At 70.5% G+C, this 1,913-nt stretch carries 4 protein-coding genes; 1 reads left to right on the forward strand and 3 read right to left on the reverse strand.

The genetic code is table 11. The features are described 5' to 3' along the window. The coding region (locus ABZS71_RS35565) for a biotin carboxylase N-terminal domain-containing protein (RefSeq protein WP_355860944.1) at positions 1-119 on the reverse strand (119 nt) is incomplete at its 3' end. Between the two features lie 403 nt (positions 120-522). Between ABZS71_RS35565 and ABZS71_RS35570 the strand changes: the two genes are divergently transcribed. Next, complete coding sequence (locus ABZS71_RS35570; protein WP_355860941.1) at positions 523-972, forward strand: hypothetical protein; 450 nt, start codon at positions 523-525, stop codon at positions 970-972. Between the two features lie 21 nt (positions 973-993). Here ABZS71_RS35570 and ABZS71_RS35575 read toward each other — a convergent pair whose 3' ends face one another. Together ABZS71_RS35575 and ABZS71_RS35580 are read right to left on the reverse strand one after the other, a co-directional pair. Continuing rightward, a complete protein-coding gene (locus tag ABZS71_RS35575; protein ID WP_356216991.1) occupies positions 994-1,599 on the reverse strand; it encodes a nucleoside triphosphate pyrophosphatase in 606 nt (201 codons plus the stop codon). A 50-nt stretch (positions 1,600-1,649) separates the two neighbouring features. Then, a complete protein-coding gene (locus ABZS71_RS35580) occupies positions 1,650-1,781 on the reverse strand; it encodes a hypothetical protein (protein WP_356216994.1) in 132 nt (43 codons plus the stop codon). Positions 1,782-1,913: the final 132 nt, after the last annotated feature.

Raw genomic sequence — 1,913 nt, forward strand, 5'->3', positions numbered from 1 at the left:
TGGCATGCGTCCCGGTCCGGATCGGCGTAGACGGCAACGCTCGCGATCCCGGCATCCCGGCAGGCACGGGCAACACGGACAGCGATCTCGCCACGGTTGGCGATGAGCACCTTGCGCACGATGGCTCCCTCCTTGAAACAAGCCGAGTTTAGGTACAGGTGACACCTCGCGCCGAGAAGACCTCGGGCGTGAGCTTGACCACACGGAGCGTGAACCCTGCGCCGAGCAGGCGGCCGAATCCCCCGTCGCTCCACCGTACGCCCGGTTTTCCGCCGTGCGACGCCGTCCGCGATGTGGTCAAGGTCTCTGCCTCACGGTGCTGCGGTACTCCCCGTTTCTTTGTGGAATCCCTACTAACGAGGGGCGGAAACTTTGCCGCGCGGTTCCGCTCATGGGAGGGCCGCGCGGTTCCGCTCGTGGGAGGTGGGTACGAGCTGCGAACTTGCCTCGTGCACACCCCTTGTCCATGGGCTTACCCGTTAGTAGCGTTCAGCGACGTCGAATCGGAAGAGGGTGGGCGGCGTGGCGCGCAGATCAGTGGCCGCGGTAGCGGCTGTGACGCTGATGCTGGAAGCGGTCGGCATAGCGCTGCTGAACTGGATCCTGGGGCTGGTCGTGGACCGGCAGCAGATGTCCATGGGCGGCCTCGACACCGACGCGATGTCCGTCGGCACCTGGGTCGCGGGCGGCATCTTCGGGCTCTATCTGCTGCTGTGCGGCGTGGTGCTGCTGCGCACCGCCGTGCGCGACCGAGCCCCCAGCCGCTTCGGCCGCATTCTGCTCATCACCTGTGCCGTGGTGCACGCTCTGTTGGGCGCGTTCGTGGTCGGCCTGTCGGGCTGGCCGGCGTTCGCGTTCATGATGGTGGTGCTGGGGCTGATCGTGCTCAACCTGGTGGCGTACGAGGCCGAGGCTCCCGCCGCCGAGGCAGGGGGCGGGGGCGGCGGACAGGACGTCCCCAGCCCCGCGTGAACCCGTCGGTGCCGGTCGGTACTAGTCGGCCCAGAGGTCGGTGATCCCCACACCCACCTCGGCCAGCAGTCGGCGCAGCAGCGGCAGCGACAGCCCGATCACCGTGCCCGCGTCGCCCTCGATGCCTTCGATGAACGGCGCCGAGCGGCCGTCCAGGGTGAACGCGCCCGCCACATGCAGAGGTTCACCGCTCGCCACATACGCCGCGATCTCGGCGTCGGTCGGCTCGCCGAAGCGGACCGTGGTGGACGCGGTCGCCGACGTACGGCGGCCGCTCGCCGCGTCGATCACGCAGTGCCCGGTCCGCAGCACCCCCGCCCGGCCGCGCATCGCCTTCCACCGTGCGGTGGCCTCCTCGGCGTCCGCCGGCTTTCCGAGTGCCTGACCGTCGAGCTCCAGCACCGAGTCACACCCGACGACCAGCGCTCCCGCCGCCTCCGGAAGCCCGGCCACGGCGCCCGCCTTGGCCCCCGCCAGCACACGGGCCAGCTCGGCCGGCGTCTCGGCGCTGAGCGCGTCCTCGTCCACCCCGCTGACTATCACCTGTGGTGCGAGCCCCGCCTGTTGCAGCAGCTTGAGGCGGGCGGGGGAGGCGGAAGCGAGGATCAGGGTGCGCTGCGCAGTCATGCGCCCCAGCGTATGCGGTCCCTCGCCGCCGGGGCCGCGCCCCTGGACCGTCATGGGCGCAGCGTCAACAGACAGAGGGCGATCATCACCGAGATCGCCAGCAGCGTGCGGGCGCGGCGGAGCATGGCCTGGGCTCGCCGCAGTTCCTCGGGCGGCTCATCGGGCGGCTCGGACCACAGCATGGGACCGATCCTGAGGCCTCCGGAGCCGTTGCGCCTGAGTACGCGTACTCAGCCTGCCGGCCGAAAGTCGGGCTGCCCTCTCCGCGGCCGGCCCACCATTCGCGCAGGCGGTCCGCGGCGAAGATCTCGTGC

This window comes from Streptomyces sp. NPDC005393 (genome assembly GCF_040606675.1).
In the GTDB taxonomy this organism is placed as follows: domain Bacteria; phylum Actinomycetota; class Actinomycetes; order Streptomycetales; family Streptomycetaceae; genus Streptomyces.

Bases quoted from the DNA above. Each gene is read 5' to 3' on its own strand.
- ABZS71_RS35580 (WP_356216994.1), bottom strand. From the start codon at position 1,781: ATGCTGTGGTCCGAGCCGCCCGATGAGCCGCCCGAGGAACTGCGGCGA.
- ABZS71_RS35575 (WP_356216991.1), bottom strand. From the start codon at position 1,599: ATGACTGCGCAGCGCACCCTGATCCTCGCTTCCGCCTCCCCCGCCCGC.